Origin of the sequence: Pseudoalteromonas sp. T1lg122 (genome assembly GCF_002964825.1) — a bacterium.
In the GTDB taxonomy this organism is placed as follows: domain Bacteria; phylum Pseudomonadota; class Gammaproteobacteria; order Enterobacterales; family Alteromonadaceae; genus Pseudoalteromonas; species Pseudoalteromonas gelatinilytica.
The window spans coordinates 42,084-61,066 of record NZ_PQCG01000003.1; the positions used below are offsets into that span (position 1 = coordinate 42,084).

The 18,983-nt window shown below is 41.6% G+C and carries 18 protein-coding genes; all 18 read left to right on the top strand.

From position 1 onward, the window contains the following. Positions 1-92 precede the first annotated feature (92 nt). A complete protein-coding gene (mnmE, locus tag C2M33_RS04200; protein WP_105173824.1) occupies positions 93-1,457 on the top strand; it encodes a tRNA uridine-5-carboxymethylaminomethyl(34) synthesis GTPase MnmE in 1,365 nt (454 codons plus the stop codon). A gap of 146 nt (positions 1,458-1,603) precedes the next feature. Then, a complete protein-coding gene (locus C2M33_RS04205; RefSeq protein ID WP_105173825.1) occupies positions 1,604-2,344 on the top strand; it encodes an isocitrate lyase/PEP mutase family protein in 741 nt (246 codons plus the stop codon). Positions 2,345-2,930: 586 nt separating this feature from the next. Continuing rightward, the gene (gene mioC, locus C2M33_RS04210) at positions 2,931-3,380 is read left to right on the top strand and encodes an FMN-binding protein MioC (protein ID WP_105173828.1); all 450 of its coding nucleotides are present in this window, start codon (positions 2,931-2,933) and stop codon (positions 3,378-3,380) included. Positions 3,381-3,809: 429 nt separating this feature from the next. Then, entirely contained in the window at positions 3,810-5,699 is a 1,890-nt protein-coding gene (gene mnmG, locus C2M33_RS04215) for a tRNA uridine-5-carboxymethylaminomethyl(34) synthesis enzyme MnmG (protein ID WP_105173826.1), read from the top strand. Between the two features lie 15 nt (positions 5,700-5,714). After that, positions 5,715-6,335: a 16S rRNA (guanine(527)-N(7))-methyltransferase RsmG gene (gene rsmG / locus C2M33_RS04220; protein WP_063701407.1), complete on the top strand. Its 621-nt coding sequence runs from the start codon at positions 5,715-5,717 to the stop codon at positions 6,333-6,335. Between the two features lie 13 nt (positions 6,336-6,348). After that, positions 6,349-7,134, top strand: coding sequence for a ParA family protein (locus C2M33_RS04225; protein ID WP_063701404.1), 786 nt, complete (start codon positions 6,349-6,351; stop codon positions 7,132-7,134). Between the two features lie 20 nt (positions 7,135-7,154). Further along, the gene (locus C2M33_RS04230; RefSeq protein WP_063701401.1) at positions 7,155-8,066 is read left to right on the top strand and encodes a ParB/RepB/Spo0J family partition protein; all 912 of its coding nucleotides are present in this window, start codon (positions 7,155-7,157) and stop codon (positions 8,064-8,066) included. 158 nt (positions 8,067-8,224) lie between these two features. Further along, positions 8,225-8,605, top strand: coding sequence for an ATP synthase subunit I (locus C2M33_RS04235; protein ID WP_063701399.1), 381 nt, complete (start codon positions 8,225-8,227; stop codon positions 8,603-8,605). Positions 8,606-8,620: 15 nt separating this feature from the next. Then, complete coding sequence (atpB, locus tag C2M33_RS04240; RefSeq protein WP_063701397.1) at positions 8,621-9,463, top strand: F0F1 ATP synthase subunit A; 843 nt, start codon at positions 8,621-8,623, stop codon at positions 9,461-9,463. A gap of 70 nt (positions 9,464-9,533) precedes the next feature. Then, positions 9,534-9,767 (top strand): F0F1 ATP synthase subunit C, encoded by a 234-nt coding sequence (atpE, locus tag C2M33_RS04245; protein WP_063701395.1) that lies wholly within the window; start codon positions 9,534-9,536, stop codon positions 9,765-9,767. Between the two features lie 49 nt (positions 9,768-9,816). After that, positions 9,817-10,287: a F0F1 ATP synthase subunit B gene (atpF, locus tag C2M33_RS04250; RefSeq protein WP_063701392.1), complete on the top strand. Its 471-nt coding sequence runs from the start codon at positions 9,817-9,819 to the stop codon at positions 10,285-10,287. Between the two features lie 15 nt (positions 10,288-10,302). Further along, complete coding sequence (gene atpH / locus C2M33_RS04255; protein ID WP_063701389.1) at positions 10,303-10,836, top strand: F0F1 ATP synthase subunit delta; 534 nt, start codon at positions 10,303-10,305, stop codon at positions 10,834-10,836. A gap of 14 nt (positions 10,837-10,850) precedes the next feature. Next, a complete protein-coding gene (gene atpA / locus C2M33_RS04260) occupies positions 10,851-12,392 on the top strand; it encodes a F0F1 ATP synthase subunit alpha (protein WP_063701386.1) in 1,542 nt (513 codons plus the stop codon). A 59-nt stretch (positions 12,393-12,451) separates the two neighbouring features. Then, a complete protein-coding gene (gene atpG, locus C2M33_RS04265) occupies positions 12,452-13,312 on the top strand; it encodes a F0F1 ATP synthase subunit gamma (RefSeq protein WP_063701383.1) in 861 nt (286 codons plus the stop codon). Between the two features lie 32 nt (positions 13,313-13,344). Beyond that, a complete protein-coding gene (gene atpD / locus C2M33_RS04270) occupies positions 13,345-14,730 on the top strand; it encodes a F0F1 ATP synthase subunit beta (protein ID WP_063701380.1) in 1,386 nt (461 codons plus the stop codon). A 13-nt stretch (positions 14,731-14,743) separates the two neighbouring features. Further along, a complete protein-coding gene (locus C2M33_RS04275; protein WP_063701376.1) occupies positions 14,744-15,166 on the top strand; it encodes a F0F1 ATP synthase subunit epsilon in 423 nt (140 codons plus the stop codon). Positions 15,167-15,435: 269 nt separating this feature from the next. Then, positions 15,436-16,794, top strand: a complete 1,359-nt coding sequence (glmU, locus tag C2M33_RS04280; protein ID WP_063701373.1) for a bifunctional UDP-N-acetylglucosamine diphosphorylase/glucosamine-1-phosphate N-acetyltransferase GlmU — start codon at positions 15,436-15,438, stop codon at positions 16,792-16,794. Between the two features lie 143 nt (positions 16,795-16,937). Then, positions 16,938-18,758 carry a choice-of-anchor I family protein gene (locus C2M33_RS04285; protein ID WP_105173827.1) on the top strand — a complete coding sequence of 607 codons (1,821 nt, stop codon included), beginning with the start codon at positions 16,938-16,940 and terminating at the stop codon, positions 18,756-18,758. Positions 18,759-18,983 lie beyond the last annotated feature (225 nt).

The following is an 18,983-nucleotide window of genomic DNA, read 5'->3' on the forward strand; positions in this document are numbered from 1 at the left end:
TACTTCATTCGCTAAACAGCTATTCGCATGAAATTAAGCCATAGGTTACAATAGAGCCAGCATTCATTCTTTTATTGGCAATATTTCATCGCATGATTAATCAAGACACAATTGCAGCACAAGCGACCGCACCAGGACGTGGTGGGGTTGGTATTATTCGCGTCTCTGGCAGCTTAGCTAAAACAGTGGCAGAACAGATTATTGGCCGTTGTCCTAAGACACGTTACGCAGACTATGTGCCATTTAAAAGCTTGAGCGGTGAACAGCTTGACCAAGGTATTGCTATTTACTTTCAAGGGCCAAATTCATTTACCGGCGAAGACGTACTAGAACTACAAGGTCATGGCGGCCCTGTCGTACTTGATATGCTATTAAAAGAAATTAGCCAAATTGACGGTGTACGTTTAGCAAAACCAGGTGAGTTCTCTGAGCGCGCATTTATGAATGACAAGCTTGATTTAACCCAAGCAGAGGCAATTGCCGATTTAATCAATGCAACCAGTGAACAAGCAGCCAAAAGCGCCCTTCAATCATTGCAAGGTGAATTCTCTAAGCACATCGAAACGCTGGTGGAGAAAGTCATTCATCTACGTATGTATGTTGAAGCCGCGATTGATTTTCCTGATGAAGAAATCGACTTCTTATCAGACGGTAAAGTAGCAGCAGATCTCGATGCCATTATTGATCAACTCGATAATGTCACTCAGCAAGCTAAACAAGGTAGCATCATGCGTGAAGGTATGCGTGTTGTTATTGCGGGTCGCCCTAACGCTGGTAAATCAAGCCTACTCAATGCATTAGCTGGCCGTGATGCTGCTATCGTTACCGAAATAGCCGGTACAACACGTGACGTATTACGTGAACATATCCACATTGACGGCATGCCACTACATATTATTGATACCGCAGGCCTGCGTGAAAGCCCAGATAAAGTAGAACAAATTGGTATTGAGCGCGCATGGGAAGAAATCAACCAAGCCGATCGCGTACTATTTATGTTAGACGGCACAGACACAGCAGCCACCGACCCTCATGATATTTGGCCTGAGTTTATGGCTAAGCTACCAGAGGGTATGGGCGTGACAGTGATCCGAAATAAAGCCGATATTTCCGGTGAAAATGTCGGTATGGATGAACATGAACAATATCCGGTGATCCGTTTAAGTGCTAAAAATGCAGAAGGTATAGAGTTAGTTCGTACTCACTTAAAGGCATGTATTGGTTTCCAAGGAGCTACTGAAGGTGGCTTTATGGCACGTCGTCGTCACTTAGATGCACTAGATCATGCAGCCTATCATTTAAACACGGGTAAAGAGCAATTAGAGATGCATATTGCTGGCGAGATCCTTGCTGAAGAATTACGCCTAACTCAACAGTTCTTAAATGAGATAACGGGTGAATTTACCTCTGATGACCTACTAGGGAAAATCTTTAGTTCGTTCTGTATCGGTAAATAGTTTCCGGACATCAATATTATAAAAAAGAGTCGCAAGACTCTTTTTTTGTTTTTAATCCAGCATTCAATTATCGGTTCAGGGCCGAAACCAGCCAGTATTAAATGCAATTTCAATTAGTCTAGCGATGTCATTAAACGGAGGACATCATGGACAAATATCAACTCTTTCACCAATTACACCACCAGCCAACAGGTTTTGTACTCGCTAATGCGTGGGATCTAAGTTCTGCCCAATTCATTCAAACTGCGGGTGCTAAAGCCGTCGCAACAACCAGCTGGGGCATTGCAGCCAGTTTAGGTTTAGCCGATGGTGAGAACATCTCTTTTAAAACTCAATTAGCGCTGGTTAAAAGCTTAACCGAACACTTAAATATTCCACTCTCTGTCGATATAGAGTCAGGCTACAGTAACGATCCGCAGCAAATTAGCCAAAACGTTTTAGCGTTAGCAAGATTAGGGGTTATTGGTATCAACATAGAAGACTCAGACAAAGACACTAACGCACTAAGATCTATCGAACAGCAATGCACTATTATTAGTGAGATAAAGAAAGTACTTAACGAAAATAGCTTCGGTCGTTTATTTATAAACGCCAGAACCGATACCTACTTTCTAAGTGAATCCCCTTTTCAAGCAACATTAAAGCGCGCAAAAGCGTATCAAGATGCAGGAGCAGATGGTCTGTTTGTACCCGGTCTCACTAACATAGAGCAAATAACCAGCTTAGCAAACGCGATAGATATTCCACTAAATGTGATGGCAATGAATAATTTTAACTCAGCAAAAGCGGCTTTTGCTGGTGGCGCAAAACGCTTCTCACTGGGTAATTCTCTCTATGATCTAGTCGGTAATACGATAAAAACCAGTTTAACTCAGATCGAAAATTAACTTAGCGAGCTAAAAAATCAGATCAAAACAGCTTTTAAGATCGAATTTAGCTAAAAATGTTATCCACATTTGGGGCTTTTTTAGATCTAAAGGCTGATTTGATCATAAAAAAACGCAGAAATTTAAATTTATTTGTCATCAACAGCCATTTTTCACCGTTAATTTTCTTTAAAACAGCTCTTATAGGCACTTATTTAGCATTTTTTCGATCTGTTTTATTGATCGCAAATTGCAAACCGATCGTTATCAACAAGCGATCTATCCACAAAACGATCATAACCCGAACTTTACCTTGATCTAAAAATAAAAGCGCTTACACACAATTAAAGATCAACAACTTAGCAAAGTTATACACTTTCCAATATTTAGCTTGATCAGAACTTTCCCCAAATTTATTAACAGCTTGATCAAAGGGTTTAATTTATTATGATATTTAAAAAACCATTAAAAACAGTACTTTAAAATTATTATTAAATTAAAGCCTGTATTTTGAGCTTAAAAACTTATTCAGATCGTAATTCAACGCTTTACTCACACCCTAACTTCGTTATCATGTGGCCACTTATTTAATTACATGATCAAACACATGCAATCAGTAAATATCATTGTTGGCAGCCAAATGGGATCTGCTGAATACGTAGCAGAGCAACTAGCAGAAGCCCTTGAACAACAAGGGATCCAAGTGCAGCTTCATGAACAGCCTGTGTTTGATGATATTGATCAGCAAGATACTATTTGGTTGATGTGTACATCGACATATGGTGCGGGAGACTACCCTGAGAACCTACTGCCATTTGTTGAATCTATTAACCAACAATCTGATCTTAAAGGATTAAAGTACAGTGTGATCGGTCTAGGTGACACTAGCTACGACACCTATAACTATGCAGGCCGTAATCTTGATGAGTTATTAGCGAGTAAAGGCGCAAGCCGCGTCGCAGAACGCTTAGAGCTCAATATTCTTGATGAAGCATTACCAGAAGACACAGCTTTAGCCTGGTTACCAAGCTGGATCGAGTCAGTAGGACTCAATTAAGCCGATCAGCATTGATCGTCGTTATAAAAGTTACCCACAATTTACTGATAATTTAGATCGGATTGTGGATAAACACTGATCTAACTGCGATTTTAAGCTAGTTTATCCCTTGGATAAGATCCAATCGATATTGCCCTGTGAATAAATAGCCCTTTTGATCAAAGCTTGTACGCGGGAAGATCCGATCATATTAACACCTTTAGATCTGCTTTAAGATCATGTTTTAAATAGCAAAGCAGACATTATCAACAGATCTGCTGAGTACTAATAGTAAAAACAACAAAAGATCTCTTTAAAAGATCCTTTATATTATTAGAGATCACCCACTTAGATCTTGAGCACTGTTTAATCATTTATCTTCTCTAAATTTCTAGGTAGAATACGCTCCCTTTACAAAGTTTTGCTGGTCGATTAAGTAGGATCCCATAAATGATTTTTCACGAACGTTTTGATGTTATTGTTGTAGGTGGTGGACATGCAGGTACTGAAGCTGCATTAGCATCTGCTCGCATGGGCATGAATACCCTATTGCTAACTCATAATATGGATACCCTTGGTCAAATGTCTTGTAACCCGGCAATTGGCGGTATTGGTAAAGGCCATTTAGTTAAAGAGATCGATGCACTTGGTGGTGCTATGGCTCAGGCTATCGATAAAGGCGGTATTCAATTTCGTACTTTAAACTCATCTAAAGGCCCTGCTGTACGTGCTACACGTGCACAAGCAGACCGTGCTTTGTATAAAGCAGCTATCCAACATACATTACAACATCAAGAGAATTTAAAGATCTTCCAACAATCATGTGATGATCTGATTGTTGAAGGTGATCGTGTAATGGGTGTTGTAACCCAAATGGGTCTTCGTTTTAGCGCGCCTTCAGTTGTACTTACAGTCGGTACTTTCTTAGGCGGCCAGATCCATATTGGTTTAGAGAATTACAAAGGCGGTCGTGCTGGCGATCCACCTTCAATTGCTCTAGCACAGCGTTTACGTGAATTACCGTTCCGTGTTGATCGCTTAAAAACAGGCACGCCACCTCGTATTGATGCGCGTACTGTTGATTTTAGCAAGATGCAAGAACAGCCAGGTGATACCCCTACTCCAGTATTCTCGTTTATGGGTAAACAATCGGATCACCCACAGCAGATCCCGTGTTACATCACTTATACAAATGAAAAAACACATGATGTGATCCGCAATAACCTGCATCGCTCACCTATGTACTCAGGTGTTATCGAAGGGATTGGTCCACGTTACTGCCCTTCAATTGAAGATAAGATTGTACGTTTTGCTGATAAAGACAAACATCAAATCTTTGTTGAGCCAGAAGGCTTAACATCATACGAATTATATCCAAATGGTATCTCAACAAGTTTACCGTTTGATGTTCAACTTGAAATTGTGCAATCAATCACTGGTTTTGAAAATGCACATATTTGTCGCCCTGGTTATGCGATTGAATATGACTTCTTTGATCCACGCGACTTAAAGCAATCATTAGAAACCAAATTTATTGACGGTTTATTCTTTGCTGGTCAAATCAATGGTACAACTGGTTACGAAGAAGCGGGCGCGCAAGGTCTAATTGCGGGTATGAACGCAGCACTTCAAGTACAAGGTAAAGAATCTTGGACACCACGCCGTGATGAAGCATACACAGGTGTACTCATTGACGACCTAGCAACATTAGGTACTAAAGAACCGTACCGTATGTTTACTAGCCGTGCTGAATACCGTTTATTACTTCGTGAAGATAATGCCGACATCCGTTTAACTGCTAAAGGCCGTGAACTAGGCTTAGTTGATGATGCTCGTTGGGCTGCATTTAACGAAAAAATGGAAATCATCGAAAAAGAAACGCAACGCTTAAAAGAAACGTGGATCCATAAAGATCATGTTGCTGTAGAACAAGTAAATGCGTTACTTAAGACCCCATTGACGCGTGAGGCAAGCCTTGAAGATCTGATCCGTCGTCCTGAAATTCGTTATAACGACTTAATGGCAATTGATGGCTTAGGTTCAGAGTTTGATAATCAAGCTGCACTTGAGCAAGTTGAGATCCACACTAAGTACGCAGGTTATATTGCCCGTCAACAAGACGAGATCAATAAACAACTGCGTCATGAGCAAACTGTTTTACCAAAAGACTTTGATTATTCAACTGTTTCTGGTTTATCAAATGAAGTTGTAGCTAAGCTTACGGATAGTCGTCCAGACACAATTGGCCAAGCGTCGCGTATTTCAGGTATCACCCCTGCTGCTATTTCGCTATTATTAGTCTATCTGAAAAAGCAAGGCTTACTACGCAAAACAGCGTAGTTGGTAAGGAATACAGTGTTACAACAACAATTAACGTCACTGTTAGCGCAAACTGATATTGCGCTAACAGAAAAACAGCAACAACAGCTTGTGCAATATGTTGAATTATTAGACAAGTGGAACAAAGCGTATAATTTAACCTCTGTTCGTTTACCTGAAGAAATGATGATTAAGCATATTATGGATAGCTTAGTTGTTGCACCTCACCTTAAAGGCAAACATTACATTGATGTTGGTACAGGTCCTGGTTTACCGGGTATCGTATTAGCCATTGCTTTACCTGACACGCAATTTATTTTGTTAGATAGTTTAGGTAAACGTGTGCGCTTTTTGATGCAAGTAAAACATGCACTTGGCCTTGAAAATGTAACCCCAGTGCAGTCTAGAGTTGAAGAATATCAACCAAGTGTTAAATTAGATGGTGTATTAAGTCGTGCATTCGCCTCTTTACAAGATATGGTTGACTGGTGTGCGCACTTGATTGATCATTCAGGTAAATTTATCGCTTTAAAAGGCGTATTTCCGAGCGAAGAACTAGACTCATTACCTAAAGGTATTAAGTTTGACGAAAAAATCAGCTTGGAAGTACCTGAGTTAGATGCGCAAAGACATCTAATCATTCTATCTAAAGACTAGGGATCAGAGCACTGTGGCAAAAGTCATCGCATTAGCAAACCAAAAAGGTGGTGTTGGTAAAACAACCACCGCTGTGAATCTCGCGGCATCGATGGCCGCGACGAAGCGTAAAGTGTTATTAATCGATCTTGATCCGCAAGGAAACGCGACCATGGGTAGCGGTGTCGATAAATACGGTGATGTTGCGACTATTTACGATTTATTGATTGAAGAAACCCCTATCGAGGAGGTGATCAATAAAGAGACCTCAGGTGAGTATCACTTAATTGCTGCTAATGGCGATGTGACTGCCGCTGAAGTAAAGCTAATGGAATTGTTTGCTCGCGAAGTGCGTTTACGTAATGCGCTAGAAAAAATTCAAGACCAATACGACTTCATTTTTATCGACTGCCCGCCTTCACTAAACATGCTGACTGTGAATGCGATGGCTGCAGCTGATTCAATTTTAGTTCCGATGCAATGTGAGTATTATGCCCTTGAAGGTTTAACCGCATTAATGGATACCATTACGCAACTTTCTAAGTTAGTAAATCCAGCGTTAACAATTGAAGGGATTTTGCGCACCATGTATGATCCGCGCAATCGCCTTGCAAATGATGTATCTGAACAACTAAAACAACATTTTGGCGATAAAGTTTATCGTACCGTTATCCCACGTAATGTCCGTTTAGCAGAAGCGCCGAGTTTTGGTGCCCCTGCCATGTATTATGACCGTGCATCTAGTGGTGCTAAAGCATACTTAGCCCTAGCCGGTGAAATGTTACGTAGAAAAGAGAAAACATCTTCAGCAGTAGCCTAACTTCGAGGTAAAAAAATAACATGTCTGCTAAAAAACGCGGTTTAGGCCGAGGACTCGACGCTTTATTAAGTTCATCAAAACCTGCCCCTAGTGCAAATAATCAGCAACAAGCAACCGCAGCAACTGAGCAAGTCTCTGATGTGGTTGCCGAGCAAAGTAAAGGTGAGCTGCAAAAGTTAGCGATTGAGTTTTTACAATCGGGTAAATATCAACCGCGTAAAGACATGTCAGAAGAAGCGCTAGAAGAATTAGCGAGCTCAATTCGTGCCCAAGGTATCATTCAGCCGATTGTTGTGCGCCAAATTGGTGCAGACAAATATGAAATCATCGCGGGTGAACGTCGTTGGCGTGCTGCTCAATTAGCCAAATTAGACACTGTGCCGTGTATTATCAAAGATGTGCCTGATGAAGCGGCAGTTGCTATCGCGCTAATTGAAAATATTCAACGTGAAGACCTAAATGCGATGGAAGAAGCGATTGCACTGAATCGCTTACTCAACGAATTTGAATTAACTCACCAACAAGTTGCCGAGGCCGTAGGTAAATCTCGTACCACTGTGACTAATTTACTACGTCTGAATAATCTTAACGAAGATGTTAAAATTTTGTTAGAGCATGGCGACATTGAAATGGGCCATGCACGCTGTTTATTAGCACTTGAAGGTGAAGCGCAGTCAGACGCTGCACGTTTCGCAGTTGCTAAAGCTTTAACCGTTCGTGAAACCGAAAAGTTAGTGCGTTCTATTTTAGAACCAGCGCCTAAAAAAGAACAGCAAGAAAAAGACCCTGATGTCAAACAGTTAGAGCAAAAGCTCGCTGAAAATTTGGGCGCAAAAGTCGAAATTAACTACAATAAAAAAGGTAAAGGCAAGCTGGTTATTTCGTATACAAGTCTAGATGAGTTAGATGGCATTTTAAGCCGTATAAATTAAGACTATTCCCGTCATTAATTAATAACATGTCCAAAAAGAGACATTTGTGGTGATTTTGCACTACAAAGGCTCAACTCAAGTTGCAAAACTGGTAGGAATCAGTATAATTTCGCCAGTTTTCATACCCTGACAACGATAGTTCTAAAGGTTAACAAAACGTGACTAATAGGTTAGCAAAGCCATATAGGCTTGCCGCATTCAGATTAATTTGTCTTCAGGGTATCGTAGCGCTCATTGCTGCAGTAATTGTTTTTATAGGTTGGGGAGCCAACGCCGGTCAGTCAGCGCTTGCTGGCGGAGTTGTCGCAGTACTCCCTAATCTGGTTTTTACCCTCTATGCATTCCGTTATATGGGTGCAAGTAAGGTAAAACAAGTGTTTGCTTCGTTTAAACGCGGCAAAGGACTAAAATTTTTGCTTACAATCGTTTTGTTTGTACTGGTATTTAAGCTTTTTCCGGTAGTTCATCTACCTTTTTTCAGCTGCTTTATACTTGTGATGTTTTTTGGATTGTTTGCACCGGTTTTTTTTAAACATTAACTTTTGGGATATAACATGGCTGCAGGTGAAGAGCTAACTCTTACGGGTTACATCAAGCACCACCTTACCAACGGTCAGGTGCGTCTAACCGACGACCCTAACAATTGGTGGATGGTACTTAATGTCGATACCCTTGCATGGTCAATCGGTTTAGGATTGGTTTTCCTATGGATTTTCAAACGTGCTGCGAATAAAGCAACGATTGGTGTTCCTGGTAAACTTCAATGCTTTGTCGAAATGATCGTTGAATTCGTTGATCAAAACGTGAAAGACACCTTTCACGGTCGAAGCAAACTAATTGCCCCGCTTGCCCTTACGATTTTTGTATGGGTTTTCTTAATGAACTTAATGGATTTAATTCCAGTAGACTTCTTACCAATTGCAGCATCGCTGATCAATGGTGAGTCTTGGGATGTAATCTCTAGCGGTCAATCACACACTTACATGAAAGTAGTACCAACCACTGACCTTAACTTAACAATGGCGTTAGGCTTAGGTGTGTTTGCGTTAATCATCTTCTACTCGATTCGTGTGAAAGGCGTAATGGGTTTTGTAAAAGAACTTACATTACAACCATTTAGCGCTAAGAACCCAGTAGTTCAAGCTTTATTCATTCCAGTAAACTTGTTACTAGAATTAGTAACCTTGTTTGCTAAGCCAATTTCATTGGCACTACGTTTATTTGGTAACTTATACGCAGGTGAGCTTATCTTCATCCTGATCGGCGCAATTGGTTTATTCCAATTACCACTGCACTTCGTATGGGCTGTATTCCACATTCTCGTAATCGTATTGCAAGCATTTATCTTTATGATGCTAACAATTGTATACCTGAGCATGGCATCTACTGATCACTAATCGTAGCGCTTGTTCAATAAAGATTTTTTTACTTTAACTTTAATCATTTAAAATTATATTGGAGACAATAATGGAACTTGTAATCGGCCTTAAATATATCGCTGTTGCTTTACTAATTGGTTTTGGTGCTTTAGGTACTGCGATCGGTTTCGGTAACCTTGGTGGTAAATTCCTAGAGTCAGCGGCTCGTCAACCTGAGCTTGCACCACAACTTCAAGTTAAAATGTTCATCGTAGCGGGTCTTATCGATGCTATCGCGATGATCGGTGTAGGTATCGGTCTATACATGTTGTTCGCACTTTAATATTGAAAATACTTTTACGCGATCAACAATTGACTAAGGAGGAGTGGTTGTGAGTTTAAACCTTACTCTACTCGGCGAATTAATAGCATTTATTGTTTTTGTATGGTTCTGCATGAAGTTCGTGTGGCCACCACTAAACGGTGCTATTGAAGCTCGCCAGAAAAAAATTGAAGATGGTTTAGCTGCATCTGATAAAGCTGAAAAAGATCTTGAGCTTGCTCGTAAAAAAGCAACTGAAGAGCTTAAAGAAGCTAAATCACAAGCTGCTGATATCATCGAGCAAGCTAAAAAGCGTGCCACGCAAATCGTTGATGAAGAGACTACTCGTGGTCACGAAGAGCGTGAAAAAATTATTGCTCAAGGTCATTCTGAAATCGAAGCTGAGCGTAACCGTGTTAAAGAAGAATTGCGTAAGCAAGTTGCTTCATTAGCGGTTATCGGTGCCGAGAAGATCTTAGAGCGCGAAATCAATGAAGCCGCACATAGTGACATCGTTGAAAAACTCGTCGCTGAGCTTTAATAGGAGGGTATGAGCATGTCTGAATTGACTACAATCGCTCGCCCATACGCTAAAGCGGCTTTTGAATTTGCCGTTGATAAAGGTACTGTTGAAAGCTGGAACGAAATGTTGTTTTTTGCTGGTGAAGTGGCAAAGAACGAGCAAATCGCTCAGTTTCTTTCAGGAAGTGCCTCTGCTGAAAAGCAATCAGAAATTATTATTTCTGTTTGTGCAGAGCAACTCAACGAAAATGGTCAGAACTTAGTAAAAGTGATGGCTGAAAATGGACGTTTAACGGCACTACCAGCTGTTGCTGAACTATTCGCTGAATTTAAAGCGGACTACGACAAATTAATCGACGTAGATGTAGTTTCTGCAACAACGCTTACTGCTGAGCAGCAAGCATCTCTGGTAGCGGCATTAGAAAAACGTTTCGCACGCAAAGTTAAGCTGAATTGTAGTGTTGACGAAACTATTGTTGGTGGTCTTGTAATCAAGGCTGGTGACACTGTAATCGACGGCACTGTACGCGGTAAATTAAACCGCCTAGCTACTACACTACAATCGTAATTGGGAAGAAGAGCATGCAACTTAATTCCACTGAAATTTCAGATCTGATCAAACAACGTATTGAGCAGTTCGAAGTTGTAAGTGAAGCTCGTAACGAAGGTACTATCGTATCTGTTACTGACGGTATCATCCGCATCCACGGTCTTGCTGACTGTATGCAAGGTGAGATGATTGAGCTTCCAGGCAACCGTTTCGCTATCGCACTAAACCTTGAGCGTGACTCAGTAGGTGCTGTAGTAATGGGTCCTTACGCAGACCTTAAAGAAGGCGTAAAAGTACAATCAACTGGTCGTATCCTAGAGGTTCCTGTTGGTCGTGGTCTACTTGGTCGTGTTGTTAACACACTAGGTGCTCCTATCGACGGTAAAGGCGCTTTAGCTAACGATGGTTATGAGCCAGTAGAAAAAATCGCACCAGGCGTTATCGAACGTCAATCAGTAGATGAGCCAGTTCAAACTGGTTATAAATCTATCGATGCGATGATCCCAGTAGGTCGTGGTCAGCGTGAGCTTGTTATCGGTGACCGCCAAACTGGTAAAACTGCATTAGCAATCGATGCAATCATCAACCAAAAAGGTACAGGCGTTAAGTGTGTGTACGTTGCAGTTGGTCAAAAAGCATCTACAATCGCTAACGTAGTACGTAAATTAGAAGAGCACGGTGCACTTGAAAACACAATCGTTGTTGTTGCATCTGCTTCTGAATCTGCGGCACTTCAGTACCTAGCACCATTCGCTGGTTGTACTATGGGTGAATACTTCCGTGACCGTGGTGAAGACGCGCTAATCGTATATGATGATTTATCTAAGCAAGCTGTTGCTTACCGTCAAATCTCATTACTACTTAAGCGTCCACCAGGTCGTGAAGCATACCCAGGTGACGTATTCTACCTTCACTCACGTCTTCTAGAGCGTGCATCACGTGTAAACGCTGATTACGTTGAGAAGTTCACTAATGGTGAAGTGAAAGGTAAAACTGGTTCATTGACGGCATTGCCAATCATTGAAACTCAAGGCGGCGACGTTTCTGCGTTCGTACCGACAAACGTTATCTCTATCACCGACGGTCAGATCTTCTTAGAAACTGACTTATTCAACTCAGGTATCCGTCCAGCTGTTAACGCTGGTATCTCGGTATCTCGTGTTGGTGGTGCAGCGCAAACTAAAATCGTTAAGAAACTAGGTGGTGGTATCCGTCTAGCGTTAGCTCAGTACCGTGAATTAGCTGCGTTCTCGCAGTTCGCGTCTGACCTTGACGATGCAACACGTGCTCAATTAGAGCATGGTGAGCGCGTAACAGAGCTAATGAAGCAGAAACAGTACGCACCAATGTCTGTTGCTGAAATGTCTCTGTCGCTATTTGCTGCTGAAAAAGGCTACCTAAAAGACATCGAAATCGCGAAAATCGGTGACTTTGAAGCTGGCTTAATTTCTTATGCAAACAGCACATACGCAGAGCTAATGGCTCAAATCAATGAAACTGGTAACTACAACGCTGAGATTGAAGCTCAACTTAAAGAACTTCTAGAGAAGTTCAAGTCGACGCAAACTTGGTAATTTAGTTATGAATGGTGAGCTTTAGGCAACTAAAGCCCACCTGATTCGGAGAGAGAGTCATGGCCAGCGGAAAAGAGATTAAAAGCAAGATCGGGAGTATCAAGAATACTCAAAAGATCACCAGCGCAATGGAAATGGTTGCTGCGTCTAAAATGAAAAAGGCGCAAGAACGTGTGGCTTCAAGCCGTCCATACGCTGAAAACTTACGCGAAGTAATCGGTCGTGTTGCTCAAGCAAATCTTGATTTTACTCACCCGTTCTTAGTTGAGCGTGAAGTAAAACGAGTTGGTTATATTGTTGTCTCTACTGACCGTGGTCTTTGTGGTGGCTTGAACTCTAACGAGTTCAAAAAAGTTGCCCTAGACGTGAAAGCGTGGAAAGAAAAAGGCGTTGAAGCTGAGTTCGCTACTTTAGGTAGCAAAGCAGCTGGCTTTTTCCAACGTTTCGGCGGTAAGTTACTCGCTAAAAAAGCGAGCTTGGGAGATACACCTTCAGTACAAGACGTTATCGGTCCTGTAAAAATTATGCTTGATGCATATTCTGAAGGCAAAATTGACCGCTTATACGTAGTATTTAACAAATTCGTTAATACTATGAAGCAAGAACCAACAATCGATCAGTTACTCCCTTTGCCAAAAGCTGAAGAAGAAGTATCTCAACATTCTTGGGATTACTTATATGAGCCAAACCCAGAAGCGATTTTAGAAGCTCTGTTAGTACGCTTTATTGAGTCTCAAGTATACCAAGGTGTAGTTGAGAACGCTGCCTCTGAACAGGCTGCCCGTATGGTTGCAATGAAAGCTGCAACTGATAACGCAGGCGACCTTATGGATGAGTTACAGCTTGTTTATAACAAGGCTCGTCAAGCTGCAATCACACAAGAAATCAGTGAGATTGTTGGCGGTTCGGCAGCAGTTTAACGCTTCGGCAAAGTTTAATGAGAGGAATAGACATGAGTTTAGGTAAGGTCGTCCAAATTATCGGCGCCGTTGTGGACATCGAGTTTCCACAAGACAACGTGCCAGCCGTATATGACGCACTAAAAGTAACAGATGGCGACTTAGCAGGTTTAACTTTAGAAGTTCAACAACAGCTAGGTGGCGGTGTGGTACGTGGTATCGCACTTGGTACTACTGACGGTTTACGTCGTGGTACAGCAGTAGAAGGTACAGGTCAGCCAATCCACGTTCCAGTAGGTACGAAGACACTAGGTCGTATCATGGACGTATTAGGTAACCCTATTGATGAAGCTGGTCCAATTGGTGAAGAAGAGCGTATGTCTATTCACCGTGAAGCACCTTCTTACGAAGATCAATCAAATTCAGTAGAACTTTTAGAGACTGGTATCAAGGTAATCGACCTTGTATGTCCATTCGCTAAAGGTGGTAAAGTTGGTCTATTCGGTGGTGCCGGTGTAGGTAAAACCGTAAACATGATGGAACTTATCCGTAACATCGCAATCGAGCACAGCGGTTACTCAGTATTCGCAGGTGTTGGTGAGCGTACTCGTGAGGGTAACGATTTCTACCATGAGATGAACGACTCAAACGTACTAGACAAAGTATCTCTAGTATACGGTCAGATGAATGAGCCACCGGGTAACCGTTTACGCGTAGCGTTAACAGGTCTTACTATGGCTGAGAAGTTCCGTGACGAAGGTCGTGACGTTCTTTTCTTCGTTGATAACATCTACCGTTATACTCTAGCGGGTACAGAAGTATCAGCACTTCTAGGTCGTATGCCTTCAGCAGTAGGTTACCAACCAACTCTTGCTGAAGAAATGGGTGTACTTCAAGAGCGTATCGCATCTACTAAGACTGGTTCAATCACTTCAATCCAAGCGGTATACGTACCTGCGGATGACTTAACTGACCCATCTCCAGCAACAACGTTTGCTCACTTAGATGCAACAGTAGTACTTTCACGTGATATCGCTTCACTTGGTATCTACCCAGCGGTAGACCCACTTGATTCATCTTCACGTCAACTTGATCCATTAGTAATCGGTCAAGAGCACTACGATACAGCGCGTGGCGTTCAAACAGTTCTTCAACGTTATAAAGAACTTAAAGACATCATCGCAATCCTAGGTATGGACGAGCTTTCTGATGAAGATAAGCAAGTTGTATCTCGTGCACGTAAAATCCAGCGTTTCCTATCTCAGCCGTTCTTCGTTGCTGAAGTATTCACAGGTTCACCGGGTAAATACGTGTCACTTAAAGACACAATTGCTGGCTTCAAAGGTATCTTAAACGGTGAGTTTGATGATATGCCAGAGCAAGCGTTCTACATGGTTGGCTCTATTGAAGAAGCTCAAGAAAAAGCCAAAAGCATGTAATTAGGAGGGTAGTATGGCGGCTATGACTGTACATCTTGACGTAGTAAGCGCAGAAGAGAGTTTATTCTCTGGTCTGGTAGAATCTATTCAAGTAAGTGGTACTGAAGGTGACCTAGGTGTTAACTATGGTCACGCTCCATTATTAACTGCCCTAAAACCTGGTATGGTACGTTTAGTTAAGCAATTTGGTCACGAAGACGTGATGTATGTTGCTGGCGGTACGCTAGAAGTTCAACCTAATCGCATTACGATTCTTGCAGACACTGCAGTTCGTGGTGAAGATCTAGATGAACAAGCAGCTGAAAAAGCTAAACGTGATGCTGAAGAGCAAATGTCGAACACGTCAGTTGCTGAGTTAGATTATCAACAAGCTGCTGTGCAGCTTGCTGAAGCAATCGCTCAACTTCGCGTAATCCAACAATTACGTAAAAAGTAAGCCTACTCGGTTTTCAAAAAGCCCACTTAACGTGGGCTTTTTTGTGCCCGAAATTCACTGCATAACACCCTATTCTGATTATTGTACTTATATCCTGCACTATTCCCCGCTACAATGTGTGTATTGAAACTGAACTGAGCTTTCATCTGAAGTTCTTTCCTATTAACTAGGTTTGAGTATTTGCACATGACGTGACTTGCGCAACTTTACATGTTTATCGCTTAATTCATTTCGCTCAACTAAAACAAAGAAAGAAGGATATTGTTTTAATGTCTCTGACTACCGTTATTCTTGCTGCGGGTAAAGGCACCCGTATGCGCTCTGCACTCCCTAAGGTATTACACAAAGTTGCTGGTAAACCTATGGTGCAGCACGTTATTGATAATGCTACCGCTCTCGGCGCTCGTGAAACAAACCTGGTTTATGGCCATGGCCGTGAACAGTTACAAACAGCCCTATCGCACAACCAAGTAAACTGGGTATTACAAGAAGAACAACTCGGTACCGGTCATGCAGTTGCTGTTGCTAAAGAGCACATTGCCGATGATGACACCGTATTAATTCTCTATGGTGATGTGCCACTAACGAAACGTGCCACTTTAGAAAAGTTACTTGCTGTGACACCTAAAAAAGGCCTAGCAGTATTAACGGTTACCTTAGATGACCCATCAGGTTATGGCCGTATGCTTCGTGAAAATGGCAAGCTTGTCGGTATCATTGAACAAAAAGATGCCTCTGCTGAGCAACTTGCAATTAAAGAAATTAATACCGGCATCATGGCTGCGAATGGTGAATTACTAAAACGTTGGTTAGGTAACTTATCTAACAACAACGCACAAGGCGAATACTACCTAACAGATATCGTTGCAATGGCACATAGTGAAGGAGTTGAAATTACCTCTGCTCAGCCTGAGCATCCAATGGAAGTTGAAGGTGCTAATAATCGCGTACAACTTTCAGCGCTTGAACGTGCATACCAAGCATGGCAAGCAGAAGAGCTAATGCTAAACGGCGCAACACTTGCTGATCCTGCTCGTATTGATGTACGTGGTGAAGTAACGACTGGCGAAGATGTACTGATCGACGTTAATGTTATCTTCGAAGGCAAAGTAACAATCGGCAATAATGTTCAAATTGGCCCTAACTGCGTACTTAAAGATTGTACTATCGGCGATAACGTTATTATTAAAGCGAACTCATTAGTTGAAGAAGCCAGTGTTGCTGCTAAATGTACTTTAGGCCCATATGCTCGCCTTCGTCCTGGCGCGATAATGGAAGAAGACTCACACATTGGCAACTTCGTCGAAATGAAAAAGACTCGCTTAGGTAAAGGATCTAAAGCGAATCATCTTACTTATTTAGGTGACACTGAAGTTGGCGAAAAAGTTAATATTGGCGCTGGTACTATTACTTGTAACTATGATGGCGTAAATAAATCAAAAACCATTATCGGTGATAATGCCTTTATCGGTTCTAACTCATCACTGGTAGCCCCAGTGAATATTGGTGCAATGGCAACAGTTGGCGCAGGTTCGGTTATTACTAATACAGTTGAAGACGAACAGCTTGCAGTCGCTCGTGGTAAACAGCGTAACCTAACCGGTTGGAAGCGCCCAACTAAAAAGTAGTGAGCTACCCTACTAATTTATAAATAAAAAGCGAGTTTATACTCGCTTTTTTTGTGGCTGCAGTTTGTTCTCATAAAAGTGCCATATAGTTGTAATGCCTGCGTGTTGTAATTGCGTTAATACAATACGAAGGAAAAATAATAATGTTAAAAAGATCAATTATTGCGCTATCACTTTTAACCATTCTTACTGGTTGTTCATTAGACGGTGACGACGGCAAAGACGGCTTACAAGGTGAACAAGGTCCTGCAGGGCTAGACGGGACTAATGGTTCTGATGGAACCAATGGTACTGACGGAGCAAACGGTACAGATGCAAACGCTGCATTAAGTATTAATCTTATTGGCCGCGCAGTGCTGAACGCAGAAAGCCCTGAAGGTGCTGCAGAGATTGTCGCTTATCAAGCATCTAAAAAAAGAATTTTTGCTATCAATAGTTCAGGTGATTCTGCGGTCGTTAATATTATTAAAGCAGATAGTTTTGACCGTACAGCTTTAGTAAAAGATAACGAAGGTGTTATAAACGGCACTAACTTAGTACCAGAGATCACCCTTGCACTGAATGAAAACAGTGCTGGCGACGCAAACAGCATCGCTATTGATGCTAATAATGAACTTCTTGCGGTAGCAATGGCTGCAGATAACACCGGTGATGCAGGTTTAATTGCATTTTATGATATTAGTGGCGATCAGCCTCAATTTATTAAGAATGTATCTGTTGGTGCCCTACCCGACATGGTGACGTTTAGCCATGACGGCAATAAAGTATTGGTTGCAAATGAAGGCGAACCTAATGGTGATTACAGTGTTGACCCTGAGGGTTCAATTAGCATCATTAACATCACAAATGGTGTAATTGCAGATACTGCTATTAGCTTAACGTTTACTGCTTATAACGATAAACAAGCAGAACTTGAAGAGTTAGGAATTGTGTTTGCGAATCCGACTGGCCGTACAATCAACGGCAAGCTAATAAATACAACCGTTGCTATGGACTTAGAGCCTGAATACATCAGTGTTTCTAAAGACGATAAGTTTGCCTACGTTACACTGCAAGAAAATAACGCCCTTGCTATCGTTAATCTTGAAGACAATAGCCTAGAGCTTAAAGGGTTAGGTTTTAAAGATTGGTCTAATTTATTGATTGACGCATCAGATAAAGACGGTGGCGTTAATTTTAAATCATACCCAGGCCTCTATGGCATGTATCAACCTGATACGATTTCAAGCTTTACCTGGAAAGGTGCAAACTTCATTGTTACTGCCAATGAAGGTGATGCACAAGAATATTTCTTTAACACAACCGACGAGGCTGATTGTTTAGCAAAAGGTGGTTTAGATTACGATAAAGATGACGGCTGTTTATCATATATAGATGAGACCAGAGCGAAAGACTTAACTCTAGCAAGTAATTTTGATTACCTTAACAATGACAATAATGATATTGGCCGTTTAAAAGTGACCACTGTTAAAGGTGATGAAGATAATGATGGTGAATACGAGTCACTCTATGCATACGGCGCTCGCTCTTTTACTATCTGGGATAGTAACGGCATGGTGGTTTTTGATTCAGGCGATCAAATCTCACGTATTACCGCTTCAGTCCACGGAGCAGCATTTAACAATAACGAAGATGAAAATGCCGGTGATAGTCGCTCTGATGACAAAGGTGCAGAGCCAGAAGCATTAGCACTGGGTACAATTGGTGAGCGTACATTTGCATTTATTGGTCTAGAGCGTATGGGCGGCATCATGGTGTTTGATATCACTAATCCATACAACGTGACATTCCAAGACTACTTTTTTAATCGTGGTTTAGAAGCCGATGCAGATATAACAGGTGATCTTGCTCCTGAAGGTATGGCATTCATACCTGCAGAGCAAAGTGCAACGAATGAAGCATTGCTCGTTGTTGGCAATGAAATTTCGGGTTCAATCGCTGTTTGGGAAATTTCTACTAACTAATCCCACCCATAAAGTTAAAAAGCGACATAGCTAATTTAAAGCATGTCGCTTTTTCTACACCATTTCATCCTCAAAAAATGACTGCTTTTTAAGCTAAAATCCCTCTGTAGCCCTTTATTTGTATGGTTATTGTACTAATTTGAAAATAATCAAAAAAACCTTCAAAAAGTGCTTGCGTTAATTCTTCGCATCCCTATAATGCGCATCCACTGACACGGCGGGCAG

Coding starts and splice junctions, on each gene's coding strand:
- atpD (WP_063701380.1), top strand. CDS start 13,345: ATGAGTTTAGGTAAGGTCGTCCAAATTATCGGCGCCGTTGTGGACATC.
- atpA (WP_063701386.1), top strand. CDS start 10,851: ATGCAACTTAATTCCACTGAAATTTCAGATCTGATCAAACAACGTATT.
- atpH (WP_063701389.1), top strand. CDS start 10,303: ATGTCTGAATTGACTACAATCGCTCGCCCATACGCTAAAGCGGCTTTT.
- C2M33_RS04205 (WP_105173825.1), top strand. CDS start 1,604: ATGGACAAATATCAACTCTTTCACCAATTACACCACCAGCCAACAGGT.
- C2M33_RS04230 (WP_063701401.1), top strand. CDS start 7,155: ATGTCTGCTAAAAAACGCGGTTTAGGCCGAGGACTCGACGCTTTATTA.
- glmU (WP_063701373.1), top strand. CDS start 15,436: ATGTCTCTGACTACCGTTATTCTTGCTGCGGGTAAAGGCACCCGTATG.
- mioC (WP_105173828.1), top strand. CDS start 2,931: ATGCAATCAGTAAATATCATTGTTGGCAGCCAAATGGGATCTGCTGAA.
- C2M33_RS04275 (WP_063701376.1), top strand. CDS start 14,744: ATGGCGGCTATGACTGTACATCTTGACGTAGTAAGCGCAGAAGAGAGT.
- C2M33_RS04285 (WP_105173827.1), top strand. CDS start 16,938: ATGTTAAAAAGATCAATTATTGCGCTATCACTTTTAACCATTCTTACT.
- atpE (WP_063701395.1), top strand. CDS start 9,534: ATGGAACTTGTAATCGGCCTTAAATATATCGCTGTTGCTTTACTAATT.
- atpG (WP_063701383.1), top strand. CDS start 12,452: ATGGCCAGCGGAAAAGAGATTAAAAGCAAGATCGGGAGTATCAAGAAT.
- mnmG (WP_105173826.1), top strand. CDS start 3,810: ATGATTTTTCACGAACGTTTTGATGTTATTGTTGTAGGTGGTGGACAT.
- atpB (WP_063701397.1), top strand. CDS start 8,621: ATGGCTGCAGGTGAAGAGCTAACTCTTACGGGTTACATCAAGCACCAC.
- mnmE (WP_105173824.1), top strand. CDS start 93: ATGATTAATCAAGACACAATTGCAGCACAAGCGACCGCACCAGGACGT.